Origin of the sequence: Klebsiella sp. 2019SCSN059, from assembly GCF_021739525.1 — a bacterium.
Lineage (GTDB): Bacteria > Pseudomonadota > Gammaproteobacteria > Enterobacterales > Enterobacteriaceae > Klebsiella > Klebsiella quasipneumoniae.
Genome location: NZ_JAKKOM010000171.1, coordinates 1 through 249 on the forward strand (window position 1 = coordinate 1; position 249 = coordinate 249).

Annotated in this window: 1 protein-coding gene; it reads right to left on the minus strand. The window is 53.4% G+C overall.

All coding sequences use genetic code 11. From position 1 onward, the window contains the following. Positions 1-249, minus strand: a 249-nt coding sequence (locus L2I46_RS29885) for a transposase (RefSeq protein ID WP_211657804.1), incomplete at both ends; no start/stop codon positions are given.

Here is a 249-nt window from a genome sequence, read left to right on the forward strand (position 1 = left end):
CGGTGGAATCAATCACCAGATGCGCGATTTCACCCCGGGTGGACGTTTTGAAACTGACATTAACCGACTTTGCGCGCTTGCTGACTCTGGTGTAATCCGGGCAGCGCAACGGAACATTCATCAGTGCAAAAATGGAATCAATAAAACCCTGCGCAGCGCGCAGGGTCAGCCTGAATACGCGTTTAATCACCAGAACGGTGGTGATGGCGAGATCAGAATAGCGCTGGGGCCTTCCTCGTGATGAAGGCG